The 22,795-nt window shown below is 63.2% G+C and carries 23 protein-coding genes and 1 other RNA gene; 12 read left to right on the top strand and 12 right to left on the bottom strand.

Annotated elements, in window-relative coordinates:
• Positions 1-110: 110 nt before the first annotated feature.
• Both ASD76_RS10580 and ASD76_RS10575 read right to left on the bottom strand, forming a co-directional pair.
• Positions 111-833, bottom strand: a complete 723-nt coding sequence (locus ASD76_RS10580; RefSeq protein WP_055922277.1) for a Crp/Fnr family transcriptional regulator — start codon at positions 831-833, stop codon at positions 111-113.
• Positions 830-1,201 (bottom strand): response regulator, encoded by a 372-nt coding sequence (locus ASD76_RS10575; RefSeq protein ID WP_082553724.1) that lies wholly within the window; start codon positions 1,199-1,201, stop codon positions 830-832. Before ASD76_RS10575 ends, ASD76_RS10580 begins: the two co-directional genes overlap by 4 nt.
• A gap of 471 nt (positions 1,202-1,672) precedes the next feature.
• Here ASD76_RS10575 and ASD76_RS10570 point away from each other — a divergent pair, with 471 nt between their 5' ends.
• Positions 1,673-7,024, top strand: coding sequence for a HAMP domain-containing protein (locus tag ASD76_RS10570; RefSeq protein ID WP_055922272.1), 5,352 nt, complete (start codon positions 1,673-1,675; stop codon positions 7,022-7,024).
• Positions 7,021-9,012 carry a response regulator gene (locus ASD76_RS10565; protein ID WP_055922269.1) on the top strand — a complete coding sequence of 664 codons (1,992 nt, stop codon included), beginning with the start codon at positions 7,021-7,023 and terminating at the stop codon, positions 9,010-9,012. The genes ASD76_RS10570 and ASD76_RS10565 overlap by 4 nt, the downstream gene beginning before the upstream one ends.
• 55 nt (positions 9,013-9,067) lie before the next feature.
• Here the strand turns inward: ASD76_RS10565 and ASD76_RS18630 are convergent, their stop codons facing one another.
• Complete coding sequence (locus ASD76_RS18630) at positions 9,068-9,214, bottom strand: hypothetical protein (RefSeq protein WP_235506618.1); 147 nt, start codon at positions 9,212-9,214, stop codon at positions 9,068-9,070.
• Positions 9,215-9,266: 52 nt separating this feature from the next.
• On the opposite strand from ASD76_RS18630, the gene ASD76_RS10560 reads away from it, so the two are divergent.
• The gene (locus ASD76_RS10560) at positions 9,267-9,857 is read left to right on the top strand and encodes a biotin transporter BioY (protein ID WP_055922266.1); all 591 of its coding nucleotides are present in this window, start codon (positions 9,267-9,269) and stop codon (positions 9,855-9,857) included.
• Entirely contained in the window at positions 9,854-10,270 is a 417-nt protein-coding gene (locus ASD76_RS17950) for a DUF1284 domain-containing protein (RefSeq protein WP_082553723.1), read from the top strand. The genes ASD76_RS10560 and ASD76_RS17950 overlap by 4 nt, the downstream gene beginning before the upstream one ends.
• 16 nt (positions 10,271-10,286) lie before the next feature.
• Here the strand turns inward: ASD76_RS17950 and der are convergent, their stop codons facing one another.
• Together der and ASD76_RS10550 are read right to left on the bottom strand one after the other, a co-directional pair.
• Positions 10,287-11,687 (bottom strand): ribosome biogenesis GTPase Der, encoded by a 1,401-nt coding sequence (der, locus tag ASD76_RS10555; protein WP_055922263.1) that lies wholly within the window; start codon positions 11,685-11,687, stop codon positions 10,287-10,289.
• An 88-nt stretch (positions 11,688-11,775) separates the two neighbouring features.
• Complete coding sequence (locus ASD76_RS10550) at positions 11,776-12,213, bottom strand: VOC family protein (RefSeq protein ID WP_055922260.1); 438 nt, start codon at positions 12,211-12,213, stop codon at positions 11,776-11,778.
• A 96-nt stretch (positions 12,214-12,309) separates the two neighbouring features.
• Between ASD76_RS10550 and ASD76_RS10545 the strand changes: the two genes are divergently transcribed.
• On the top strand, positions 12,310-13,062 hold the full coding sequence (locus tag ASD76_RS10545; RefSeq protein WP_082553722.1) for an SIMPL domain-containing protein: 753 nt from the start codon (positions 12,310-12,312) through the stop codon (positions 13,060-13,062).
• Positions 13,063-13,125: 63 nt separating this feature from the next.
• On the opposite strand, the gene ASD76_RS10540 is transcribed toward ASD76_RS10545, so the two are convergent.
• Complete coding sequence (locus ASD76_RS10540; RefSeq protein WP_055922258.1) at positions 13,126-13,884, bottom strand: TorF family putative porin; 759 nt, start codon at positions 13,882-13,884, stop codon at positions 13,126-13,128.
• Positions 13,885-14,164: 280 nt separating this feature from the next.
• Here ASD76_RS10540 and ASD76_RS10535 point away from each other — a divergent pair, with 280 nt between their 5' ends.
• Positions 14,165-14,947, top strand: coding sequence for a metallophosphoesterase family protein (locus ASD76_RS10535; RefSeq protein WP_235506616.1), 783 nt, complete (start codon positions 14,165-14,167; stop codon positions 14,945-14,947).
• A 43-nt stretch (positions 14,948-14,990) separates the two neighbouring features.
• On the opposite strand, the gene rnpB is transcribed toward ASD76_RS10535, so the two are convergent.
• From rnpB to ASD76_RS10520, 4 genes are all read right to left on the bottom strand, one after another.
• An RNA gene (gene rnpB / locus ASD76_RS11275) (RNase P RNA component class A) lies at positions 14,991-15,425 on the bottom strand.
• Positions 15,426-15,431: 6 nt separating this feature from the next.
• Entirely contained in the window at positions 15,432-16,136 is a 705-nt protein-coding gene (locus tag ASD76_RS10530; RefSeq protein ID WP_055922252.1) for an N-acetylmuramoyl-L-alanine amidase, read from the bottom strand.
• Between the two features lie 30 nt (positions 16,137-16,166).
• Positions 16,167-16,811 carry a histidine phosphotransferase family protein gene (locus ASD76_RS10525; protein ID WP_055922249.1) on the bottom strand — a complete coding sequence of 215 codons (645 nt, stop codon included), beginning with the start codon at positions 16,809-16,811 and terminating at the stop codon, positions 16,167-16,169.
• Between the two features lie 11 nt (positions 16,812-16,822).
• On the bottom strand, positions 16,823-17,221 hold the full coding sequence (locus ASD76_RS10520; RefSeq protein WP_321164428.1) for a M67 family metallopeptidase: 399 nt from the start codon (positions 17,219-17,221) through the stop codon (positions 16,823-16,825).
• Between the two features lie 45 nt (positions 17,222-17,266).
• On the opposite strand from ASD76_RS10520, the gene ASD76_RS10515 reads away from it, so the two are divergent.
• Both ASD76_RS10515 and rpoH read left to right on the top strand, forming a co-directional pair.
• The gene (locus tag ASD76_RS10515; protein ID WP_055922243.1) at positions 17,267-18,211 is read left to right on the top strand and encodes an RluA family pseudouridine synthase; all 945 of its coding nucleotides are present in this window, start codon (positions 17,267-17,269) and stop codon (positions 18,209-18,211) included.
• Between the two features lie 129 nt (positions 18,212-18,340).
• Positions 18,341-19,252: an RNA polymerase sigma factor RpoH gene (rpoH, locus tag ASD76_RS10510; RefSeq protein ID WP_082553721.1), complete on the top strand. Its 912-nt coding sequence runs from the start codon at positions 18,341-18,343 to the stop codon at positions 19,250-19,252.
• Positions 19,253-19,338: 86 nt separating this feature from the next.
• Here rpoH and ASD76_RS10505 read toward each other — a convergent pair whose 3' ends face one another.
• Positions 19,339-20,268 (bottom strand): LysR family transcriptional regulator, encoded by a 930-nt coding sequence (locus ASD76_RS10505; protein ID WP_055922240.1) that lies wholly within the window; start codon positions 20,266-20,268, stop codon positions 19,339-19,341.
• 100 nt (positions 20,269-20,368) lie between these two features.
• Here ASD76_RS10505 and ASD76_RS10500 point away from each other — a divergent pair, with 100 nt between their 5' ends.
• Complete coding sequence (locus ASD76_RS10500; RefSeq protein WP_055922237.1) at positions 20,369-21,367, top strand: cyclase family protein; 999 nt, start codon at positions 20,369-20,371, stop codon at positions 21,365-21,367.
• A gap of 172 nt (positions 21,368-21,539) precedes the next feature.
• Here the strand turns inward: ASD76_RS10500 and ASD76_RS10495 are convergent, their stop codons facing one another.
• Positions 21,540-21,812: a DUF4242 domain-containing protein gene (locus tag ASD76_RS10495; protein ID WP_055923160.1), complete on the bottom strand. Its 273-nt coding sequence runs from the start codon at positions 21,810-21,812 to the stop codon at positions 21,540-21,542.
• Between the two features lie 227 nt (positions 21,813-22,039).
• On the opposite strand from ASD76_RS10495, the gene ASD76_RS10490 reads away from it, so the two are divergent.
• The 3 genes from ASD76_RS10490 to ASD76_RS10480 are packed head-to-tail and all read left to right on the top strand — an operon-like array spanning position 22,040 to position 22,786.
• On the top strand, positions 22,040-22,309 hold the full coding sequence (locus tag ASD76_RS10490) for a hypothetical protein (protein WP_055922235.1): 270 nt from the start codon (positions 22,040-22,042) through the stop codon (positions 22,307-22,309).
• Positions 22,309-22,554, top strand: coding sequence for an antitoxin Xre/MbcA/ParS toxin-binding domain-containing protein (locus ASD76_RS10485; protein ID WP_055922230.1), 246 nt, complete (start codon positions 22,309-22,311; stop codon positions 22,552-22,554). The genes ASD76_RS10490 and ASD76_RS10485 overlap by 1 nt, the downstream gene beginning before the upstream one ends.
• Positions 22,514-22,786, top strand: a complete 273-nt coding sequence (locus ASD76_RS10480; protein WP_156457640.1) for a hypothetical protein — start codon at positions 22,514-22,516, stop codon at positions 22,784-22,786. The genes ASD76_RS10485 and ASD76_RS10480 overlap by 41 nt, the downstream gene beginning before the upstream one ends.
• The last annotated feature ends 9 nt before the right edge of the window (positions 22,787-22,795 follow it).

The following is a 22,795-nucleotide window of genomic DNA, read 5'->3' as shown; positions in this document are numbered from 1 at the left end:
ATGAGCGAGCCTTTCGGCCCGGGAAGGCACACGACTAATCGGTCATTGCCGCTCGCCGAACGAAGGGTTCGTCATATCCTTCGCACTGATGGTGCTTTGGCGGGGCCCCGCTAGCGGGCCGAGGTTACCTTGGTCGGCGTCCGGCCAACCTTTCGCGCGAGCAAGGCGGGGTCCCTGATCGTGATCCAACCCGCGCGCCATTGCAGGTCGTCTTCGCGGCGGATCACCTGGATCGTCCGGTTGAGATGGACCGGAGTAAGGCCAAGGGCGTCCGACAGCGTTTCCTGGGTCACCGGCAGCTGGAAGCGACCGTTCTGGGCAAGGCCGGCAAGGGCCAGGCGTTCTTCGATCTCCAGTACCAGGTCCAGCAGCCGCTCTCTCGCGCTCATGCGCCCAAGCCGGGTGATCTGCGCGAGGAGGTAGGCCTCTTCCAGGGCGTTGCTGACGCGGTAGGCGTGGTCGAGAGTCTCCGAAATCGACGCCGAGGGGGCGGGGCAGACGCCAAGCGAAGTGAGCGACATCAGCCCCGACACGGCGAGAGGCTCTGGATGATGGCAGATCCCGAACAGATCGCCGGGCAAGACGAAGCTGATCAACTGGCGCCTGCCGTCCGCGAGGAGGCGATAGCGAGCGCCAAGGCCGCTGACGACGAGCATCGCCTTGGCGATCTTTTGGCCTTCCTTGACCAGTTCCCGTCCTGCAGGTTCCAGAATTGTAGCGGCAATACTGCTCTCAAGCGCAGCGGAGGCCCGATCATCGAGCCGCCAAAGCGCGTCCAGCCTCCGCAGAGGCGCAAGCGATCCATTTCCTGTAGTGCGTAGCAGGACTGTCAACTCTCGGTTCCGTCGAGCAACATGCCCAACGCGAGGATAACGGCGTCCATCCGGAACGGTTTCGCCAGATGGGGCACGGCCTGGTAACCCTCGGGCAGCGACCAGCCGTCGTAGCCGGTCAGGAATAGGTAAGGAACGGCTCGCTGGGTCAAAAGGTCCGCGATCGGATAGGAATTCGCTCCCTGCAGGTTCACGTCCAGGAGTGCCGCGTCGAGCGTCCGTGCCGCCAGGTCCAGTCCGTGTAGGACACTGCCGGTCGGGCCAATCACCTCCGCTCCCTCGTCTTCGAGGACCTGGCGCAAGTCGGCGGCGATGAAGTGCTCGTCCTCGACCACCAGGATGCGTTTGCCCGAGAGTCTGTCTGCCATTGCTTGTCCCCCCAGAGGACGTTCACGAGGCCTCCTCTCGATCCAACGGCAAGAAGGTCCGGCCCCGAATTCCGCACCGCGGAACCCGGACTGTGTTTCAGCCAGAAAATGGCAGCACAGCGCCCCTTCGATCATGCCACGCCAGACCCATCACGCGGTTGAAAAGGCACTGCCAGAACCCCTTGTTCCGCCAGATAATATTGAGTTGGCAGGCTCCGCCATGATGCATGTTAAGAGACTGGCGAATTTGACGACGAGATCAGAATTGGTCGTTAGTCCGTAACATCCGCGCAACTCTCGCTCGGCTCAGGTGCGCCACTGGTCGATTGCGGCCTAACCTAAATCAAACTCGACGAACTTTCGCAGAGCGTTCGGGAACCCGGAGGCCCATTCCCGTTTTGTCGCCTGTGGGGCGTGTTTCGCGCTTCCAGCATTCTCGGCGGGGGGCACGTGAATAAGCAAACTCAACCTATGGAATTCTCGCGCAACCGGCGTGAACTCATTGTCGCTCTTCGCCGCTTCCGACGCGGCGATTTTTCCGTCCGGCTCCCTGAGGACGAAGGCGATCCCGACATCGAGATCGCGACGCTGTTCAACGAGGTCGTCTCGCTCACCCAGCAGATGACCGGTGAATTCGAGCGGGTTTCGCGGATCGTCGGCAAAGAGGGTAAGATCGGCCAGCGCGCCAAGGTGCACGGCGCGACCGGCGGCTGGGAGACCAAGCTGCGCGCGATCAACGAGCTGATCGACGACATGGCCCAGCCGACGATCGAAGTGGCCCGCGTGATCGGCGGCGTGGCAAAAGGCGACCTCTCGCAGACGATGGCGACCGAAGTCGACGGGCGCCCGCTCAAGGGCGAGTTCCTGCGGATCGGCAAAGTCGTCAACACCATGGTCGACCAGCTGGCGAACTTCACCTCCGAAGTGACGCGCGTGGCGCGCGAGGTCGGAACTGAGGGCAAGCTGGGCGGCCAGGCCAAGGTGCGCGGCGTCGCCGGCACCTGGAAGGACCTGACCGACAACGTCAACCTGATGGCGGCGAACCTGACCGGGCAGGTGCGTAACATCGCCGAGGTCACGACCGCCGTGGCGAGCGGCGACTTGTCCAAGAAGATCACTGTCGACGTGAAGGGCGAGATCCTCGAACTGAAGAACACCATCAATACGATGGTCGACCAGCTCAACGGCTTCGCCTCGGAAGTGACGCGCGTGGCGCGCGAGGTGGGTACCGAGGGCAAGCTGGGCGGGCAGGCGAAGGTGCCCGGAGTGGCCGGAACCTGGGCCGACCTGACCGAGAACGTCAACTCGATGGCGGCGAACCTGACGGGACAGGTGCGCAATATCGCTGAGGTGACGACCGCCGTGGCGAGCGGCGACTTGTCCAAGAAGATTACCGTCGACGTGAAGGGCGAAATTCTCGAACTGAAGAACACCATCAACACCATGGTGGACCAGCTCAACTCCTTCGCCTCGGAAGTGACGCGCGTGGCGCGCGAAGTCGGCACCGAGGGCAACCTGGGCGGCCAGGCCAAGGTGCCGGGTGTCGCGGGTACCTGGAAGGACCTCACGGACAACGTGAACCTGATGGCCGACAACCTCACCGGCCAGGTGCGCAACATCGCCGAGGTCACGACGGCAGTTGCGCGCGGGGACTTGTCGAAGAAGATTACCGTCGAAGTGCGGGGCGAAATCCTCGAGCTCAAGGACACCATCAACACGATGGTCGACCAGCTCAACTCGTTTGCGTCGGAAGTGACGCGCGTGGCGCGCGAGGTCGGCTCGGAAGGCAAGCTGGGCGGCCAGGCGCAAGTGGAGGGCGTGGGCGGTACCTGGAAGGACCTGACCGACAATGTGAACGCCATGGCCGGCAACCTGACGGGCCAGGTGCGTAACATCGCCGAAGTGACCACGGCCGTGGCGCGGGGCGACTTGTCGAAGAAGATCACCGTCGACGTGAAGGGCGAAATTCTCGAGCTCAAGAACACCATCAACACCATGGTGGACCAGCTGAACTCGTTCGCATCTGAAGTGACCCGCGTTGCGCGCGAAGTGGGCACCGAAGGCCGGCTGGGTGGCCAGGCGCAAGTGGAAGGCGTTGGCGGTACCTGGAAGGACCTCACGGACAACGTGAACGCCATGGCCGGCAACTTGACCGGACAGGTGCGTAACATCGCCGAGGTGACGACCGCCGTGGCGCTGGGCGACCTTTCCAAGAAGATCACCGTCGACGTGAAGGGCGAGATTCTCGAGCTGAAGAACACCATCAACACGATGGTCGATCAGCTGAACTCATTCGCATCGGAAGTGACGCGTGTCGCGCGTGAAGTCGGCACCGAGGGTAAGCTCGGCGGCCAGGCGCAAGTGCCCGGCGTCGGTGGCACCTGGAAGGATCTGACCGACAACGTCAACGCCATGGCGGCGAACCTCACCGGCCAGGTGCGTAACATCGCCGAGGTTACGACGGCGGTGGCGCTGGGCGACTTGTCGAAGAAGATCACCGTCGACGTGAAGGGTGAAATTCTCGAGCTCAAGAACACGATCAACACCATGGTGGACCAGCTCAACTCGTTCGCCTCCGAGGTGACCCGCGTGGCGCGCGAAGTGGGTACAGAGGGCAAGCTTGGTGGCCAGGCGCACGTGCGAGGCGTGGCCGGTACCTGGGCCGACCTTACCGACAATGTGAACCTCATGGCCGACAACCTGACCGGCCAGGTCCGCAACATCGCCGAGGTGACCACCGCCGTGGCCAAGGGCGACCTCTCCAAGAAGATCACGGTCGACGTGAAGGGCGAGATTCTCGAGCTGAAGAACACCATCAACACGATGGTCGACCAGCTCAACTCCTTCGCTTCGGAAGTGACCCGCGTGGCGCGCGAAGTGGGTTCGGAAGGCAAGCTCGGCGGCCAGGCTCAGGTGCCCGGCGTCGGCGGCACCTGGAAGGACCTCACGGATAACGTGAACTTCATGGCGACCAACCTGACCAACCAGGTCCGCGGCATCGCCGACGTCGTGACCGCGGTTGCCCAGGGCAACCTCAAGCGCAAGCTGACCTTTGACGCGAAGGGCGAAATCGCCGCGCTCGCCGAAACCATCAACGGCATGATCGAGACGCTCTCCACCTTCGGCGACCAGGTCACCAACATGGCCCGTGAAGTCGGCGTGGAAGGCCGGCTCGGCGGCCAGGCCCGCGTGCCTGGTGCGGCCGGCCTGTGGCGCGACCTGACCGACAACGTGAACCAGCTGGCAGCTAACTTGACCAACCAGGTGCGCTCGATCGCCGAAGTGGCGACCGCGGTGACAAAGGGCGACCTTACCCGATCGATTTCGGTCGAGGCCTCGGGCGAAATGGCTGCGCTCAAGGACAACATCAACGAGATGATCGGCAACCTCAAGGACCAGACCTTGAAGAACGCCGAGCAGGACTGGCTCAAGACCAACCTCGCGCGCTTCAGCCGCATGCTGCAGGGCGAACGCGACCTGACGACCATCTCCAGCCTGATCATGAGCGAGCTAGCCCCGTTGGTGAATGCCCAGTACGGCGTGTTCTACGTCGCCAACGAGAACGAAGGCGGGCCGACACTCGACCTCGTCGCGACTTATGGCGCCGACCGCCGCGACGAGCTCAAGAAGTCGTTCGAACTGCGCGAAGGCCTGATCGGACAGGCGGCGGCAGATAAACGGCCGATGCGGCTCAACAAGGTCCCCGGAGACTTCATCAAGATCGGCTCGGGTCTTGGCGCTTCTGCTCCGGCCAACATCAACATCCTCCCCGCGCTGTTCGAGGACGAGGTGAAGGCGGTGATCGAACTCGCCTCGTTCGAGGAGTTCAACGAGACCCACCACACCTTCCTCAACCAGCTGATGGAAACCGTCGGCATCGTGCTCAACACGATCGCGGCGACCATGCGCACGGAGGAGCTGCTCAAGGAATCGCAGCTTCTGACGCAGGAGCTGCAGTCGCGGCAGACCGAACTCACGCGCAAGCAGGAGGAACTGCACGCCACCAACGAGGAGCTTCAGGAAAAGGCCCAGCTGCTCGAAAACGAGAAGCGTCAGGTCGAAGCCAAGAACTTCGAAATCGAAATGGCTCGCCGCGCGGTCGAGGAGAAGGCCGAGCAGCTGGCGCTGACCTCGAAGTACAAGTCGGAATTCCTGGCCAACATGAGCCACGAACTGCGCACGCCGCTCAACTCGCTGCTGATCCTTTCGAAGATGCTGGCCGACAACCAGCAGGGCAACCTGAACGAAAAGCAGACCGAGTTCGCCCGCACGATTCACTCGGCCGGCACCGACCTGCTAACCCTGATCAACGACATCCTCGACTTGTCGAAGGTGGAGTCCGGCACCGTCGCGATCGAGATCGGCGACCTGTCGCTGGCTCGCCTGCGCCAGCACCTCGAACGCACGTTCCGGCAGCTTGCGTCGGAGAAGCAGCTCGAATTCGAGGTCGAGTTCGCCGAGGATCTGCCCGCGACCATCCGGACCGACGAGCAGCGCTTGCAGCAGATCGCGCTCAACATGCTCTCAAACGCGTTCAAGTTCACCTCAGCCGGCCGGGTCACCCTGTCGGTGCGCCGGGCCCGTGAGGGGTGGAACCGGACGCATCCGATCCTGGGCGATGTCGAGGAGGCGATCGAGATCGCCGTCAGCGACACCGGCATCGGCATTCCCGAAGACAAGCAGAAGCTGATCTTCGAGGCTTTCCAGCAGGCCGACGGTACTACCAGCCGCAAGTACGGCGGCACTGGTCTGGGGCTCTCGATCAGCCGCGAGATCGCCAGCCTTCTCGGCGGCGAGATCCAGGTTCGCTCGACTGTCGGGAAGGGATCGACGTTCACGCTCTATGTCCCGCTGAGATCGCCGGGCATCGCACCGGCGCTGGCCTTGCCAACCCTCGGGTCGGTCGAAGACGATGGCTCGATCGTGGGGCGTGAAGCGATTGCCGACGATCGAGACGAGCTCCAGGGCCAGCCGTTCGTCTTGATCGTCGAGGACGATCCGACATTCGCCCGCGTGCTGCTCGACATTGCCCACGAAGGTCAACTCAAGGCGGTGGTCTCCACAGCAGGGTCGGGTACGCTCGCGATGGTGCGCAAAATGCGGCCGAGCGCGATCACGCTCGATCTCGGCTTGAGCGACATCGACGGCTTCGTCCTGCTCGATCTGCTGCGGCACGATCCGGACTCCAGCGACATCCCGGTCCATGTCATTTCGGGCGCCGACCAGGCGACGCATGCGCTCAATCTGGGCGCCGCGACAGTGATCCAGAAGCCGGCCGAGCGCGCTGAACTTCTCGGTCTGTTCGGCTCAATCGCCCAGTCGTTCGAAGGCGGCCCGAAGCGTCGCCGTACCAAGCGCCAGCAAGAGGAAGCATCAAAGCAGCAAGAGGGCGCCGCGCTGTCTGGGAAGCGCCTGCTGATCGTCGATGACGACATCCGCAACATCTACTCGCTGGCAAGCGTGCTCGAAGCTCAAGGGGCCGAAGTTCTCTACGCGGAGCGCGGCCAGGAAGGCATCGCGCTGCTCGAAGCCAACCCCGACATCGACGTCGCGTTGATCGACATCATGATGCCGGAGATGGACGGCTACGAGACCATGCGGCGCATCCGGTCCAATCCGGTCCTGGCGGGTATTCCGCTGATCTCGGTGACCGCCAAGGCGATGAAGGGCGACCGGCAGAAGTGCCTTGATGCCGGCGCCTCGGACTACATTTCCAAGCCGGTCGATATCGACCTCCTGCTTGCCCTGCTGCGCGTGTGGATCGGGCGCGCGGAGGCCGGCACCGCCACGCATACGCCACTCGTCATCGAGGACGCTGCGTGAGGAAAGCGGTCTCGAAGCCTAAGCACACCGGCCAGGCCTCGCCGGATCTGATGCCGCGTGCGCGCATCCTGCTGGTGGATGACGATGAGCGCAATCTGCTGGCGCTGTCCGAGGTTCTCGAACCGATCGCAGACGTGGTCACCGCGCCTTCGGGACGGCTTGCCTTGCGGGAGCTGTTGAGGGACGACTTCGCTGTCATCCTGCTCGACGTCTTCATGCCAGAAATGGACGGTTACGAGACCGCGTCGCTGATCCGCAACCGGCCGCAGACTTCCCGCATTCCGATCATCTTCCTGTCGGCGGTCAACAAGGAGACCGAGCACCTGATGCGCGGTTACGCGATGGGGGCGGTCGACTACGTCTTCAAACCGGTCGATCCGATCGTGTTGAAGGCGAAAGTGACAGTGTTCGTCGACCTGTTCCAACTGCGGCAACAAGTCGCGACGCGTGCTCAGGCCGAGCAGGAACTGCGTGACGCCACCTTGCGGGCGGAGGCTGAGAGGCTGGTCTACGAGCGCGAGCTCCAGCAGACCCGGCTGCAGCAGGCCGCCATACTCGAGGCGTTGCCGCTGGCGGTCTATGAGGCCAGCATCGGCGATGACGGCGAGCCCGTTCGCCGTTTCGTCGGCGGCGACATTGCCAAGTTTGCCGGCGTGGATGCCGACGCCCTGCTTGCCGGCGACCTGCGCTGGGACGATCATATAACGGATGACGACAAGGCCGAGCCGGACGAGGGTTTGTCCGCCTCGCAGTATCGCTGGTCCCGCAGCGATGGTTCGGTGATCCATGTCATCGACCAGCGTGTTCGGGCGGGCGGAGGCGATGGCGGCTGGGTCGGAACGCTGATCGACGTGAGCGCCCAGCGAGAGCTGGAGCAACAACTCGTCCAGTCGCGCAAGACCGAAGCACTGGGCCAGCTGACGGGCGGGGTCGCGCACGACTTCAACAACTTGCTGGCCGCGGTGCTAGGTGGCCTGCGCCTGATCGAGGGCCGCGTCGAACTGGGCGTTCGCGAACAGCGAATATTTGAACACATGCGCCACGCAGCGGAGAACGGCGTCGAGCTCGTTCGCCGACTGATGGCCTTCGCGCGCAAGCAGGAACTCTCTCCGGTCGCGATCGAGCCCGCGAAGCTGTGCGATACCGTGTCGGGTCTGGTCGACCATGCGCTCGGCGAGGCGCTGTCAGTCGAATGGGACGTGAAACCCGATGATCTCCGCCTTTTCGCGGACGAAGCCCAGCTCGAGCTCGCCCTGGTCAACCTGCTGATCAACGCCCGCGACGCCATGACCAACGGGGGCAAGATCAGTGTCGAGATCGAGGAAGTCGCTCGGCCGGACGATCTGCGGGCGCGAGACGGCGCACCCCATTGGCTCAGGATCAGCGTTTGCGATCAAGGCTCAGGCATTGCGCCCGAACTGATCGAGCGGGTGACCGAGCCGTTCTTCACGACCAAGGGGCCGGGGCAGGGTACCGGCCTCGGCCTATCGATGGTCGCTGGGTTCGTCGAACAATCGGGAGGGTTTTTCCGCATCGTCAGCGAGCCCGGGCGCGGCACGCAGGTGCAAATGACTTTCCCCGCGACGAAGGCGAATACGCGCAACCAGGCCACGGCGGTCGCTGTCGACGAGCGGACCAGCCTCGTCGGCTCGGTGCTGGTGGTGGATGACGATGACGGGGTGCGCATGGTCGTGTCCGAGCAACTGCGCGATCTCGGCCTGGACGTGTCCGAAGCCGAGAATGCCGAACGTGCGCTGGCCCTGCTCCAGAACGGCGAGTCTGCCGAGTTCCTGCTGACGGATTTCTCCATGCCGGGAATGGATGGACTGAGCCTGATCATGGCGGTCCGCGGCCGCTGGCCGCAGATGCGCGGTGCGATCATGACCGGCAATCCCAAGGGCAAGCTCGTATCCTGCGATCCGCAGATCCCGGTGATTCACAAACCGATCGACATGAGCGAGCTCAAGCGATTGCTCGCGGCTGCCTGAGGGTGGCGCCCCGAGGTCAAACAGGGGCCTGAAAAAAGTACTTTCCTACAGACCCTCATTTAGGGTTTATCCTGCTGGATGACACAGCCTGGAAAGTCCGTTCGCCAAGATCCCGCACATCTGGGGAGAATCGCTCCGCGGTGCCGTTGCGGTGCGGGTTGGAAAGATCCTGGCTGACGACTTCGCGCACCTTGCCGGTCACGGCTCGATCGCGATAGAAGCCTATAATTGAACATATAATTCAAGGTGATAAAATGCCGACAACGACTGCAGCAAACATCAACCGGCCCATCGATCCGCTCGATCTGCAGAGCTATCCTTTGGCCTGGAAGGTTGTGGCGGTGCTCATCGGCACGCTGTTTCTCGCACTCTCATCCTATATCGCGGTGCCGCTGTGGCCGGTTCCAGTGACGATGCAGACGTTCGCGGTCACGCTCGTCGGCGCGGTCTATGGCTGGCGCCTGGGGGGTATCACGATCACGGCGTGGCTTCTGCAGGGCGCGCTTGGCTTGCCGGTCCTGGCGGGCGGCGCCGCAGGGGTCCTCAAGTTCGTGGGTCCGACGGCCGGCTATCTGTTCGCCTTTCCGCTCGCCGGCATGCTCGTAGGCTGGCTTGTCGGCCGGGGCTGGAATGGTCATCGCGTCAAGCTGGCGTTCCTCGCTATGCTGGCGGGTAATGCGCTTTGCCTCGTTCTGGGCGCGGCGTGGCTCGCGGTTCTGATCGGCGCCGAACAGGCGGTCATGGCCGGCGTGGTCCCGTTCCTTCTCGGGACCGTCCTCAAGTCGGCTCTCGGCGCAGCGACACTCAACGTCATGGTGCAAGGAGCGAAGCGCATCGCGCAATGACGGTGCGGTTACGCGCTCATCACCTGCTCTGCATTCTCACTTATGTGGGACGGGGATACAGCCCTGCTTTCACGGTCAACATGACCGCGATTGCGGGGCAAATCTCCGGCGGAGAAGAGATCGAGGTGGTTGAGGGGCCGGACGACATCTGCGCCCCACTTCTGGGCGACGGGGAGGCGCACTGCCACCGGCCCGGGGTCACCGGCAGGGACGTCAGGGCTTCAGAAGACGTGGGACGGATACTGCAACGGCCAGTACGTCCAGGATCGCGGTTCAAGCTGGAGCCACACCACCTGATCCGATTACGGGCCTCCTTCGCCGATAATCAGGTTCGATCAGCCTGCGGTGGCTGCGAATGGAATGAGCTTTGCAACTCCATTTCCGCAAATGGCTTTGCCGACACGATACTTTGACGCGGGTGGGGCTTGCTCACTCTTTCGCGAACGGGTTCTTCGGACTGCGCATGGTAAGCCGCACTGGTACGGCGCCGAAGCCCAGTTCCTTGCGGATGGAGTTGACCAGGTAGCGTTCGTAGCTCGCCGGGAGGTCGTCCAGCCGGGTGCCGAACACCACGAAGCTTGGCGGACGAGTCTTGATCTGGGTGATGTAGCGCAGCTTGATCCGGCGACCACCGGGGGCGGGCGGCGGATTGGTGTCCATCGCATGGTCGAACCAGCGATTGAGTGCGGCAGTCGGCACGCGGCGGCTCCACTGTGCGCGCAAGTCGAATGCGGCGGCGAGCATCTGGTCGAGCCCCTTGCCGGTCATCGCCGAGACGGCCAGCAGCGGCACGCCCTTGAGCTGGGCCAAGCCCTCATCGAGTGCGGCGCGGATGCCGTTGAACAAGCCGCTGGCGTTCTCGGCCACGTCCCACTTGTTGATCGCCAGCATCAGCCCGCGGCCTTCCTCGAGCACGAGGTTGGCGATCTTGAGGTCCTGCACTTCGAGGCCGCGCGTGGCATCGAGCAGCAGTACGACGATTTCGGCATAGTCGACCGCGCGGCGAGCGTCGGCAACGGCGAGCTTTTCGAGCTTGTCGTCGACTTTGGCCTTCTTGCGCATCCCCGCGGTGTCGACCAGCTTGATCGGGCGAACTTTGCCGTCGCGCGGATCGGTCCAGTGCCAGTCGACCGCGATCGAGTCGCGAGTGATCCCGGCTTCGGGGCCGGTCAGCAACCGGTCCTCGCCCAGCAGGCGGTTGATCAGGGTGGACTTGCCCGCGTTAGGGCGGCCGACGATGGCTAGGTGGAGCGGAGCGTCCGGGTCGGGCTCGCCCTCTTCATCCAAGCTCTCGTCCTCGAACTCATCTTCGACCGGTTGCTTGTCGACGATCAACGGCAGCAGGGCTTGATAGAGGTCGGCGATGCCTTCGCCATGTTCAGCGGAGACCGGCACGGGTTCGCCCAGGCCGAGCGAATAGCTTTCCAGGATACCCGATTGCCCGGAATTGCCTTCCGCCTTGTTGGCGATCAGCACGACCGGCACTTCCTGCTCGCGCAGCCAGCGGGCGATTTCCTCATCGAGCGGGGTCAGCCCGGCGCGGGAGTCGATCACGAACAGCGCGGCGTCGGCGCCCTTGAGCGAGACTTCGGTCTGCGCGCGCATGCGGCCGGGCAGGGTATCGGGCTCTTCATCCTCCCAGCCGGCGGTGTCGACCGCCTGAAACTCGAGCCCGAGCAATCCTGCCTCGCCGAAGCGGCGATCTCGGGTGACGCCCGGTTGGTCGTCGACCAGCGCCAGCTTCTTGCCGACAAGCCGGTTGAACAGCGTCGACTTGCCGACGTTGGGCCGACCAATGATGACAACCTGGGGGAGGGGGGCTTTGGCCATAGGGTGCAGGTGGCTGCTGTCGCGCCGCTTGGCAAGCGAAAGCGAAAACAGAACCTCCCCGAGACAAGCTCGGGGAGGATATTGGTGTTTACCAGCTTCCGGTGTTCTCCATGCTCGCCCACGGCTCCTGCGGCTCCAGATGGCCGTCCTGCAGCAGTTCGATCGAGATCCCGTCAGGCGTCCGGACGAACGCCATGTGCCCGTCCCGCGGAGGACGGTTGATCGTGACGCCGGCGTCCATAAGGCGCTGGCAAGTCGCGTAGATGTCGTCGACCCGATAGGCGAGGTGGCCGAAGTTGCGGCCGCCGGTGTAGTCCTCAGCCGGGCTGCCGTCCTCGGGCGGCCAATTATAGGTGAGTTCGACTTCGGCGACATCCTTCTGGCCGGGGCCGGCGAGGAAGATCAGCGTGAAGCGACCCTTCTCGCTCTCCATACGGCGGGTTTCCTCGAGGCCGAGCAGCTTGAAGAAGTCGACAGTCGCATCGGGATCGCTGACGCGGATCATGCTGTGAAGATACTTGGTCATCGGGGAACAAACTCCATTCGTCTACGTTAAAGCACGGTTCATCGCCGATAGAACACAAGCAACTCGGGTTGCGTGTCCGTTCAGGGAGCACCGTTCATGTCCGACGATAGCCAAGTGGAACCCCCCTCCGCCACCGGTTTCTGGCACAACCCGCTCACGAAAACCGCACTCGCTGCCTCAGGCATACTCGCCGTTGGGCTTATCGTCGGCGGATACCTGCTCGGTGATGGGCTGACGCGGGCGCGAGAGGCAGACCGTTCGGTCACCGTGCGCGGCTTGGCGGAACGCGACGTCATGGCCGACCTGGCGACCTGGACGATCGCCTACTCATCCTCTGCCGGAGACATGGCTACTGCCCAGGCGAGCGTCGACCGCGACACGGCGGCGATCCAGGCGTTCTTCAAGGAACTCGGCTTTCCCGACGACGCGTTGCAGCCGACCGGCGTCAACGTCTCGAGCTTCACCCAGGACGGCCTGACCAGCTTCACCGTCCGCCAGCGGATGACTTTGCGCACGACAGACATCGCTCGGGCCCAGCGGGCTGTGCGGCGCCAGTTCGATCTCGTGCGCCGCGGCGTGCTGCTGGAGGAGGGATCGGGCATGGCCTACACCTTCACCAAGCTCAACGACATCAAGCCGGAAATGGTGGCCGCGGCGACTAAGGATGCGCGTTCGTCCGCCGAACAGTTCGCCAAGGACAGCGCAACCGGTGTGGGTGGGATCAAGCAGGCTACGCAGGGTTACTTTGAGATCACCGGCCGCGATGGTGATGGCGGCGGCTGGGGTGTGGCTGACACACCCTACAAACGGGTGCGCGTGGTCACCACGGTCGACTTCTATCTGCGGTAAACCAATGAAAAGGCCCGCGCCGTTGCCGGCGCGGGCCTTCACGTGACGATATCGTCGAGTTGCTTAGAAGGCGTAGCCCAGCGAGGCGACGACCGTGTCGTCGGTAACGCCGTCGATGGAGCCGTTGATCTGCGAACCTTCAACACCGACGTAGCTCAGGCCGAGGCTGAGGCCGCCGAGAACGGTTGCCGAAGCGCCGACCGACCAGTCCCAGGCCTTGCCGTTGTCGGTCAAGGTCAGGAAACCGTCGGTGTAGCCGACGTGCGCCGAGAACGAGATCGGCGTTTCCGGGATTCCGACACCGGCGTCAGCCGACAGGTAGAGGTTGTCGCCGCCACCGAGCGAATCCTGGTCCGGCGAGTAGTACAGGCCGAAAGTCAGCCCGACCGGGCCGAGAGTCGGCTTGAGCTTGCCGTAGAATTCCCACACGTCCGACGGACCAGCGCCCGCGTCCTTGGAGGGATAGGCGTAGTAGGTGACGCCAACGTCAGCCGCGAGGCCGTCGGTGACTTCACCGGTCCAGCCGCCGAAAACGTCGAGTTCGACTTCGCCGTAAACCGGGCTGTCCTCAAGCGAGGAAGCCCAGGTGCCGACGTAGAAGCCGGGCGTGGTGTTCAGGGTGAGACCACCCTGGATTGCGATGTCGCCGCCCGACAGGCCGACGCCGCGGAAGCGGTAATCGGTCACCAGAGTGGTGCTGCCGGTGACAGTGACGAGGGGCGTTTTCTCCGCCGGTGCATCCTGCGCAAAGGCCGGGGTGGCGGCGAGCGCGGTACCAACGAGGAGAGTAGCAGCCGTGAGGCTGCGGACGGACGTAAGCATGGGCAGTTCCCTTATTGCTTGGGTGAAAAACTGTTGCCTCGTCCCACCTGCACATCCGCGCCGCTTTCTTTTGTTGCGAAGCGATTCCGCGAATGCGCAATAATCCTGCCTCGACGTGTTGCAGCGCACAAGGGAATTGCGCATAGGTCATAGCTATCCGCAACGCTGTGTGGTTTTTCCGTCACATTCAGCCTGCTGACAGGTTGGATTTGCGCAACAGGCTTGTTTCCGACGCCAAGTAGGTTTTGAGCGAACTTAGATGTTGCAAGCACTCCGACGAATGTTCGAACGCGGCGGTGAAGACCGTCACGAAGCGGCAATACCGCCCGGCGAGCGCGTCTATGCTGTGGGCGATATTCATGGCCGGCTCGATCTGTTTGAAGCGCTGGTCGAGGCGATCGAGGCTGACGATGCGGCGGCCGGTCCTGCGAACACGACGGTCATCCTTCTAGGCGACCTGGTCGACCGTGGCGCCGACAGTGCCGGCGTGATCGCCCTGGCGCGCTCATGGCAGGTGCAGCGCAAGGTGCGCATCCTTCTGGGCAATCACGAAGAGATGTTTCTGCGCAGCTTCAGCGATATCGAGACCTTTCGGCACTTCCTGCGCCATGGTGGACGTGAAACAGTGCTCAGCTTCGGCGTCGACAAGGAGCGGTTCCTGCCCGCAAGCCTGGAAGAAGCCCAGGCGCTGATGTCCGAGGCCGTTCCGGCGGAAGATATCGCTTATCTCCAAAGCTTCGAGGACATGATCGCGATCGGCGATTACTTGTTCGTCCACGCCGGAATCGACCCGCGCGTGCCGATTGGTCAACAGCGGACGAAAGACCTGCGCTGGATCCGGGAGCCCTTCCTGTCGCATGCCGACTCGCATGGGCCGGTGGTCGTTCACGGCCACACGATTTCGGAGATGCCCGAGGACTGCGGCAACCGCATCGGAATCGACACTGGCGCCTTCATGAGCGGGCGCCTGACCGCGCTGGTGCTCGAAGGGACGTCGCGCCGATATATCGAGGCGGTCGAATCCGAGGCGGGATCAATTTCCACCGCCGCGCTCGCCGCCTAAACTGAGCACCATTCCCCTCTCCCACGGGGAGAGGCCTAAGTTAAGTGCCAGGAGGCCTGTAAGCCGGGTTCTGTCCCGCGCGCGGTATCCCCTAGGGGACCGGCCACGTGGGGGCAGCCATTCATCTTGGCGACGGATTGCTCCGCCACTCTAGCAACCAACCCGGGTCTCTCGGGGCGAAACTCCCCTGCCTAAAAGGCTCGAGACCCCTATGCGGTCTTGCTCCGGGTGGGGTTTGCCATGCGGCTTCCGTTGCCGGTCGCCCGGTGCGCTCTTGCCGCACCCTTTCACCCTTGCCTGTGCCCCCAAACCTGCAAGCAGGAGCGCGGGCCATCGGCGGTATACTCTCTGTGGCACTTTCCCTGAGCTCGGAAGCGAACCTCCTCACCCGGCGGGCGTTACCCGCCACCCTTGTTTCGTGGAGCCCGGACTTTCCTCGGCGAAACTTACGCTCCGACGCGGCTGCCCAGCCTCCTGGCGGGGCCTACCTAGACAATCCGCGGTCGCGATCCAAGAGAAGTTGGAACAGTATCGCCCGAACCTCTCCGTCGATCTCCCCGTCAATCCGCTCCGGCCGCCAGCGCCGCTGGAACGCTTCCACGGTCTTGCGGCCCTCGGTGATGTCGTAGCCGAAGCGTTCAAGCGCGAGGTAGAACGAACCGTCGTTGGGGAAGGGATCGCCCAGTTCGAGCTTTTCCGGGCGTGGCAGGCACAAGTGGTATTCGGCCAGCCTGTCCCATGGGAACAGTTCGCCGGGGTCGGTTTTACGAGCCGGCGCAACGTCGGAGTGGGCGACCACGTTGGCCCGCGGAATCTTGTATTGCTGCACGATGCGATGAACCAGCGGCACAAGCGCTTCGATCTGCTCCTCGGCGAACTCGCGATATCCCAACTCGTGTCCCGGATGCTGGAGCTCGATGCCGATGCTCGCCGAGTTCACGTCGCGGATGCCACGCCAATAGCTCGCGCCCGCGTGCCAGGCGCGCTTGCTCTCCGGTACCAGCCGGACAACCTCGCCGTCTTCTCCGATCAGGTAATGCGCGCTGACTTTGGCATCGGGATCGGTCAACCGGGCGATGGAGGCCTCGGCGGACTCCATCTCGGTATAGTGGATCACCACCATCGAAATCGGCAGCGCCCGCTCTTCCCAATTGGGGGACAGCTGGTCCCGGTGAACAAGCTCGTCCATCAGCGGATCCGGCCTATCTGCCTGTCGGCTTCAGGCCAGGGTGCCGGGGAGCACGGCTCCCATCACCAGGGCCTCGCCACTCAGGGCATATTGCACGCCGCCGCCCCGTTCTTCCGCGAGCAGGCGGATCATATGGGCCGGCGCGGTACGTCCGGACAGCTCGTTTTCAGGCAGCGATCCGTCGAGTGCCTTGCCGATGCTGGCGTCGAACGCGACGCGCGGACCGGTCGCGCGAACCGCGATCTCGGTCGTGCCTTCGCGCTGCTCCGCGCCAATGGACAGCGTGCCGCCGCGTACCAACGCATCGATCGCGATGGCCGAGAGGTTGAGCAGAATCTTCACCGCCGGCTTGGGCAGGGTTAGGTCGGTCACGGCCCAGTCCAGCTGGAGCCGCTCGTTACCCGACACCAGACCGCTGATCAGGCTGCGCGGCTCTTCCGTAGGCACGGCCTCGCCGAAGCCACCGGCCGCGCCATAGGCCAGGCGAAAGAACTTGAGCTTGTCGGCGCTAATCTTCGCGCTTTGTTCGAGCAGCTCGAAGCAGCGCTTGCGCATTTCGGGGTCTTTCTCGTCAGAGAGAAGTTCAAGCCCGTTGCTGAGGGCGCCGACCGGACTAAGCAGGTCGTGACACAGGCGAGAGCAGAGCAGGGCCGCAAGATCGGTTGAGGAAGTCATCGCGAAGCGACTTAGCGATCATTAACCGTATAGGAAAGCCGCATGAATCCGGACTCCAGGTCACGCCAAAAACTGACCTCCTGCCCGGCGACGATCGCCCAGACCCGCCCGTCTCCGCTGGCGAGGGCGCGATCGGTCGCGGACGGCGCGGCTTCGCCGTTGGGGTGGGAGTGGAAATAGCCACACAATTGCGGCCCGCCGGATCGCGCCGAACGGTGGGCATCGACCAGGGCCTGCGGGTCGATCTCGAAAAAGCGATGACGGTCGGTCGCGACGTTGGCAGCCGGCAAGGCCGTTTCAATCAGGGTGTCATCCCCCAGCAGAAGCCCGCAGCATTCTTCCGGGGCCGCCGATGAAGCCTGCGCTCGCATGGCCTCTAGGGCCGATTTGCGAATTCGCAGTTCGGCCAATGCGGTGTCCCTTGCGCTCCAGTCTGCCATTCCCATCTTCATAACATGGGGGAGGGTAGAGTCATCACTGGCGTCCTCGAGGGCGGGCAGCGGCTGGACAAGGCGCTGGCCGAAGCGAGTGGCCTGTCGCGTGAGCGGGTCAAGGCATTGATTGCCGACGGCAAGGTCACAGTGGCCGGTTCGCTTGCCGCTCAGCCTTCCGCCAAGGCCGCCGCGGCGTCGGCGTTCTCTATCGAACTTCCACCACCAGTCGAAGCCGCCGCTGCGGCCCAGGAGATCCCGCTCGTCGTCGTTTACGAGGATGAGCACCTGATCGTGGTCGACAAACCGGCTGGGATGGTCGTCCACCCGGCGGCGGGGAATGCGGACGGAACGCTGGTAAACGCCCTACTGCACCATTGTGCGGGACAGCTTTCAGGTATCGGCGGCGTCGCGCGCCCCGGTATCGTGCATCGGATCGACAAGGACACCTCGGGCTTGCTGGTCGTGGCCAAGTCCGACGTCGCGCACGAAGGGCTGGCCAAGCAGTTCGCCGACCATTCGCTCGAACGCGCCTATCTCGCGTTGTGCAACGGGCATCCGATGCCGCCGTCAGGCACGGTCAACGAACGCGTCGGCCGATCGGACGCGAACCGCAAGAAAATGGCTGTGCTGCCCAAGGATTCCTCGCGAGGCAAACACGCGGTTACGCATTATAAGACCCTCCAGAAGATGGACGGTTGCGCCCTCATCGAATGCCGGCTCGAAACCGGACGGACCCACCAGGTTCGGGTTCACCTTGCGTCAATCGGCCATGCGTTATTGGGGGATCCTCTTTATGGGCGAGCCAATTCAAAGGTCCGGCCGGTGCTTCAGCAACTCGGCTTCAAGCGGCAGGCATTGCACGCCGCAGTCCTCGGCTTCGTCCACCCGGTAACATCGGACAAGCTGCGCTTCACCAGCGATCTGCCGCCCGACATGAAGGAACTTATCGACGAAACCGGTCATTGAAATCGACGAAAAGCGCGCCATCGTGCCGTCTTTTTCGTTTATAAGGGGGATAAGTGCGTGGCTGCGCCCCGGCGGACGCCCATCAGGGGTCCGCGAAATGTCGGCCGACGAGAAAGGTCTAGGGAATACGTGAGCGAGAGAAAAACCACCCGGTCAGCGAGCGTCCCGGCGCTTGGCGGTGAGCAGAGCCTCAACCGCTACCTGTCCGAAATCAAGAAATTCCCGGTGCTTACGGCCGAGCAGGAATACATGCTCGCCAAGCGCTATTCGGAACATCAGGATCCTGAAGCCGCGGCGCAGCTGGTGACGAGCCACCTGCGGCTCGTGGCCAAGATCGCCATGGGCTATCGCGGTTACGGCCTGCCGGTCAGCGACCTCATCTCCGAAGGTAACGTCGGCCTGATGCAGGGCGTCAAGAAGTTCGAGCCCGATCGCGGCTTCCGCCTGGCGACTTACGCCATGTGGTGGATCAAGGCCTCGATCCAGGAATACATCCTGCGCACCTGGAGCCTGGTGAAGATGGGCACCACCGCGGCGCAGAAGAAGCTGTTCTTCAACCTTCGCCGGATGAAGAAGAACCTCGAAGCTTACGAGGACAGCGACCTTCATCCTGACGATGTCGCCAAGATCGCGACCGACCTCGGCGTGGCCGAACAGGAAGTGATCAACATGAACCGGCGGATGATGATGGGCGGCGACGCGTCGCTCAACGTCAGCCTGCGCGGGGACGAGGAAGGTGCCGGCCAGTGGCAGGATTGGCTGACCGACGACCGTCCGCTGCAGGACGAAACCGTTGCCGACGCCGAAGAGGCGATGGTGCGTCACGAGATGCTGACCGAGGCGATGGAAAGCCTCAACGAGCGTGAGCGCCACATCCTCACCGAACGGCGCCTGACGGACAATCCGCAGACCCTGGAAGAACTGAGCCAGGTCTACGACGTCAGCCGCGAGCGTATCCGCCAGATCGAGGTGCGGGCGTTCGAAAAGCTGCAGAAGGCGATGCAGCGCATCGCCGGTGAAAGACTGCTGGTAGCCGCCTGAACCCCCCGCCGTCGCCCCGAGCGACGGTTGATCCTCCCCTTGACCTCAGCGTCTTGGGGAGGATTTTTTTGTTCGGCACACCGTTGCTATCCGTTCGCCTCACCGCGATGTCGGGGCAGGGGCGTCGAAGGATGGGCAAGAGAAGCTTTCAAGAACTCGATGAGTCGGCCGATCCGCAGTGATGGGCGCGGACCAGCAATGCGGACGGTGTAGACGCCAAGCGACAGTGACCGCCACTGCGGCATCACCTCGATCAGCTCCCCACTAGCCAGCGCGTCGTCCACGAGAAAGTGAGGCGTCAGGGTCAGTCCCGCCCCCAGTCGCGCGGCCTGCTGCAAAACCTCGCCATTGTCGCTTTGCATCGGACCATGGACGGCCACGGACCTGCGAGCGCCGCCCGGGCCGGTGAAGGTCCATTTGCCGGATGGCAGGCGCGGCGTGAAGACCAAGCAGCTGTGACGGGTCAGGTCGTCCGGGACCGCCGGTTCGCCGTGGCGTGCTAAGTAATTGGGGGATGCGCACAGGATTAGTCGTTGCTGCGCGAGCCGGCGGGCAACAAGGCCCGGCGCAATTTGATGACCGATGCGGATCGCCAGATCGTAGCCTTCTCCGACTAAATCTACCCGCCTGTCCGACAGATCGATGTCCAACTCGACCTCGGGATTATGGCGCAGGAAGTCGGCGAACAAGGATGCGAGGACTCGCACACCATAGCTGACTGGCGCGCTCACCTTGATATTCCCGTGCACCTGGCCCGAAGCCGTAGAGGCAATAGTATCCGCCTTTTCCAGTTCTCGCAGGATGCGGCGGCTGCGATCGGCGAGGGCCCGCCCGGTGTCGGTCAGCCTGACCGAGCGGGTTGTGCGATCGAAAAGCCGGGCGCCCCAGCTAGCTTCGAGAGCCGCGATCGCCGCGCTCACGGCGGCGGGCGAGACGCCAAGCGCGCGCGCCGCTCCCGAAAAGTTCATGCGGTCGGCAGCGGCGACGAACACCTCTAACTGACGCAGCTTGTCCATTATTCAGCATTATCAGAAACAGCTTCAAATAATCGGAGAATTGTGGCGGCACGGGTGAGCGACGATATCGCTGGTTTCAGTCACAACAGGAAACCACCTAATGCGCCGCCAAATCTTCGCTTCGCTCCTATTCGCGACGGCAGGAATGCTCAGTCTTCCTGTAAGCGCCTCTGATCGAGGCATAGATGCCGAGGTTGGCAGAAGCACGATCGGACCGGAGGACCAGTTGGGTCGAATGTCGGCGATGTCGGCGGCGAGCCGCTCAGCGATACTGGCGCAGGCCGACGGCGGGGCACCTTACGATCTCGCGCAGGATTTCTTCCACGGAATGCCGAGTTTTACCGAGGCCGGCGATCCCCCGTTCTCCATGTGGATGACGCACACACCGGACGGAACCGTGCACGATGATCCTTTCGGGGCCGGCGAGATCGCGAACAGGACGGTCGCCTACTCCGGCGATGCAATCTCGATGTACACCCACGTCGGCACCCACATCGACACGCTTGCCCACTTCGGCCTGCATGGGAGGATCTGGAACGGCTTTGAGGCCAGTGAGCACCTTGGCAATATGGGCTGGGACGTCAACGGTGCAGACACGATACCGCCCATCATCGCTCGCGGCCTGCTTATCGATGTGGCGGCCATGAAGGGAATGTCGGAACTTCCGGCGAATTATCGGATCACTGCGACGGATTTGCGTGAATTCCTTAACCGGCAGAACCTGACGATCAGGAACGGTGACGTCGTTTTGATCCGTACGGGCAAGGGCGCGCATTTCCGCGACGCCGACGTCTACAAGCGGGACGCGCCCGCACTTACCGTTGAGGCAGCAAAGTTCCTGGCGGATGGCGGTGCGATGATCGTCGGCGTCGACCTTATCAATCCGGAACCAATGCCTTCAGGCTTTGAGGACAACTTCCTGCCTGTCCACACCTTCCTTCTCGGAGAACAGGGGATACCGATCATCGAAAACCTCGACTTGGAAGGTGTCGCTCGGGACGGGATCTTCGAGTTTGCATTCATCGGGACGCCACTGAAACTCAAGGGCGCGACCGGGTCTCCGATCAGGCCTCTTGCACTGCCGTTGCGCAAACGGTGAGCGTTCCCAAACGAAAAGCCTTGCCTGCACGCCCCTAAACCGGGGTCATCCTTCCCGATGACACCACCCGAACATTACACCCGCCGCCGCATACCGCGCGTTCCTCCCCTCTATCGAGTACCCTGGGGAGACGCCGGGTCGGCAGGCGGAGTTGCACGCGGGCGGCTGGGGGTCACTCCGCCGTAGTCGGGTCAATCATCGTGCGCACCTCGCTGATCGAGTTCGCCGGAAAACCGCCTTTCGCGGCATGCTCCCGGATGATCTCGGCATTGGGCGCGCGGTAGATGCAATAAATCTTGTCGTCGGTGACGTAGCTGTGGACCCACTGAATCTCGGGCCCGAGCTCTCTCAGCACATTGCAGCTGGTTTGCGAGGCGGCCTTCAGGTCGTTGGGCGAAGCAACTCCCACCCCTGGCATTTCCCGTTCGATGACGAATTGCGGCATGGTCGTTCCCCCTTCTCGGCGGATGGCACCAATGTGCATCATGCCCGGGCAACCGTCGAGGCGGAATACGGCGGACGATAATCCCTGAGGCGCCGCTTTCGCTGATGATACCTCCTTACAATCGGGCCCATGCGGCCCCATATAGGGCCCATCATAGGCTATCGTCCTTGTAGGCGCCTGTGGCTGAGAGACCGTTCGTGCTCCCGCTTACCCAGAGGAGCGCCCGCATGGATCTCAACCAGCTCTACTACGATCACCAGGTCTTGCTGATGCAAGCGTGTGGCGCCGGTCCGGGCGATGCGCGCCTGAGCCATGAAACCGGTGCCCGGCGAATTGCCAATCGCATAGGTTCGATCCAGCGTCATAGCGGCGCTGTTGCCGCGATCGGTTGGGAAAGCCTGGCTGCCCTTCCAGGCGCAGCCCTGTGTTCGTCGCTGACCGCGAAGGCGTTCGACCCTCAGTTGAACAAGATCGCCAACGGGATTGGCGCATCGTGATGAACTTTCGCAAGTCAGCGGCCACACCACGCCTTGAGCGCGAATCTGCCGTGCGCCAGGGCCACATCGCCCGGCTGGCCTTCCAGTTGCTTGGCAAGGATAGGGCGATTGCCTTTCTCAACACCGAACACGCAGCGCTAGGCGGGCGCCCGCTCGACTTGGCCACCCTGAGCGATGAAGGCCGCAATAGCGTTGAGGCTGAGCTTGGCCGACTGGCTTTTGCGCAGCCCGGAGATTCCCAGTGAGTTGGGCTCAGATTATCCACGGCTCGAGGGCATGATGTTCGACGTTCCGGCCCGGCTGCTGGTCGCGTATGGATTGATCGGTCTGTTGCTACTGGCCGGTGTCGCGGTGTTTCTGTGGGTTCGGCACAACACATATCACCGGCGAGTTGCTCGCGATCGAGCTAAACTCAAAGAGAGCTACCGCCAGAGCCTACAGGAAGCCGCCTCACCGCGCCCCGCTTCCGACCGCTGATACCTCTTC

It is taken from the genome of Altererythrobacter sp. Root672 (assembly GCF_001427865.1).
Taxonomy (GTDB): Bacteria; Pseudomonadota; Alphaproteobacteria; order Sphingomonadales; family Sphingomonadaceae; genus Croceibacterium_A.
Note: the sequence above shows the minus strand (reverse complement) of the source record. Positions and strands in the feature narration are given on the sequence as shown.

What these genes read in the sequence shown, in the direction of transcription:
- ASD76_RS10485 (WP_055922230.1), top strand. Translation starts at nt 22,309, where the DNA reads ATGAACTTTCGCAAGTCAGCGGCCACACCACGCCTTGAGCGCGAATCT.
- ASD76_RS10575 (WP_082553724.1), bottom strand. Translation starts at nt 1,201, where the DNA reads ATGGCAGACAGACTCTCGGGCAAACGCATCCTGGTGGTCGAGGACGAG.
- ASD76_RS10540 (WP_055922258.1), bottom strand. Translation starts at nt 13,884, where the DNA reads ATGCTTACGTCCGTCCGCAGCCTCACGGCTGCTACTCTCCTCGTTGGT.
- ASD76_RS17950 (WP_082553723.1), top strand. Translation starts at nt 9,854, where the DNA reads ATGACGGTGCGGTTACGCGCTCATCACCTGCTCTGCATTCTCACTTAT.
- ASD76_RS10545 (WP_082553722.1), top strand. Translation starts at nt 12,310, where the DNA reads ATGTCCGACGATAGCCAAGTGGAACCCCCCTCCGCCACCGGTTTCTGG.
- ASD76_RS10535 (WP_235506616.1), top strand. Translation starts at nt 14,165, where the DNA reads ATGTTCGAACGCGGCGGTGAAGACCGTCACGAAGCGGCAATACCGCCC.
- ASD76_RS10570 (WP_055922272.1), top strand. Translation starts at nt 1,673, where the DNA reads ATGGAATTCTCGCGCAACCGGCGTGAACTCATTGTCGCTCTTCGCCGC.
- ASD76_RS10500 (WP_055922237.1), top strand. Translation starts at nt 20,369, where the DNA reads ATGCGCCGCCAAATCTTCGCTTCGCTCCTATTCGCGACGGCAGGAATG.
- ASD76_RS10550 (WP_055922260.1), bottom strand. Translation starts at nt 12,213, where the DNA reads ATGACCAAGTATCTTCACAGCATGATCCGCGTCAGCGATCCCGATGCG.
- ASD76_RS10495 (WP_055923160.1), bottom strand. Translation starts at nt 21,812, where the DNA reads ATGCCGCAATTCGTCATCGAACGGGAAATGCCAGGGGTGGGAGTTGCT.
- ASD76_RS10525 (WP_055922249.1), bottom strand. Translation starts at nt 16,811, where the DNA reads ATGACTTCCTCAACCGATCTTGCGGCCCTGCTCTGCTCTCGCCTGTGT.
- der (WP_055922263.1), bottom strand. Translation starts at nt 11,687, where the DNA reads ATGGCCAAAGCCCCCCTCCCCCAGGTTGTCATCATTGGTCGGCCCAAC.
- ASD76_RS10515 (WP_055922243.1), top strand. Translation starts at nt 17,267, where the DNA reads ATGGGGGAGGGTAGAGTCATCACTGGCGTCCTCGAGGGCGGGCAGCGG.
- ASD76_RS10505 (WP_055922240.1), bottom strand. Translation starts at nt 20,268, where the DNA reads ATGGACAAGCTGCGTCAGTTAGAGGTGTTCGTCGCCGCTGCCGACCGC.
- ASD76_RS10530 (WP_055922252.1), bottom strand. Translation starts at nt 16,136, where the DNA reads ATGGACGAGCTTGTTCACCGGGACCAGCTGTCCCCCAATTGGGAAGAG.
- ASD76_RS10490 (WP_055922235.1), top strand. Translation starts at nt 22,040, where the DNA reads ATGGATCTCAACCAGCTCTACTACGATCACCAGGTCTTGCTGATGCAA.
- ASD76_RS10560 (WP_055922266.1), top strand. Translation starts at nt 9,267, where the DNA reads ATGCCGACAACGACTGCAGCAAACATCAACCGGCCCATCGATCCGCTC.